This is a genomic window from Rhizobium sp. BR 317 (assembly GCF_047445835.1).
Classification (GTDB): Bacteria; Pseudomonadota; Alphaproteobacteria; order Rhizobiales; family Rhizobiaceae; genus Rhizobium; species Rhizobium paranaense.
The window spans coordinates 1-807 of the sequence record NZ_JARWLB010000177.1; the positions used below are offsets into that span (position 1 = coordinate 1).

An 807-nucleotide genomic window follows, 5' to 3' on the forward strand; every position below is an offset into this window, starting at 1 on the left:
CGCCTGAATTCTCGTTTAAATTCGCCAACATCATGCCGGTTGATCATCCGCTCAACACGCGGATGACCGAGGCTTCCGACAAGATCAGCCAGCAGACAGACGGCCGCGTGAGCATTCAAGTGTTCCCCGCGAGCCAGCTCGGCACCGATGCTGATATGCTCAGCCAGCTTCGATCAGGTGGCCTGGACCTTCTTGCGCAGACAGGCCTCATCGCAGCGACACTMGTCCCGCCGGCGGCCATCACCGGTGTAGGATTTGCCTACCCCGACTACGCGCAGGTGTGGAAGTCGGTGGATGGTGAGCTCGGCCGGAGCATCCGGACGGCTTTTGAGAAGGTCAACCTGATCGCCTTCGAGAAGATGTGGGACAACGGCTTTCGGCAGACGACCTMGATCGGGAAACCGATCAAGTCGCCCGAGGACCTCAAGGGCTTCAAGATCCGCGTCCCTCCTGCGCCGCTCTGGACATCGCTTTTCAAGTCTCTCGGCGCCGCGCCGACGTCGATTCCATGGGGCGAAACTTATTCCGCACTCCAGACCCACGTCGCCGACGGTCTCGAAAACCCGCTCGCTGGCATTTACTTTGCCAAGATGTACGAGGTTCAAAAGTATCTCTCCCGGACCAACCATATGTGGGACGGCTTCTGGATTCTCGCCAATCGGGACAACTTCGAGATGCTGCCTKAGGACTTGCGTGACATTGTCGTCACCGAGATCAATCGGTCGGCTATCGTGCAACGCGCTGATGTCGAAAAGCTGAATTCCGAACTCCAGGCAGAGCTGACGAGCAAGGGTCTTGAATTTATCG

1 protein-coding gene is annotated in these 807 nt (G+C 58.0%); it reads left to right on the plus strand.

Features of this window, described 5'->3' with window-relative positions:
• Positions 1-32: 32 nt before the first annotated feature.
• On the plus strand, positions 33-807 hold a 775-nt coding region (locus QD357_RS32635; RefSeq protein WP_414126140.1), incomplete at its 3' end, for a TRAP transporter substrate-binding protein.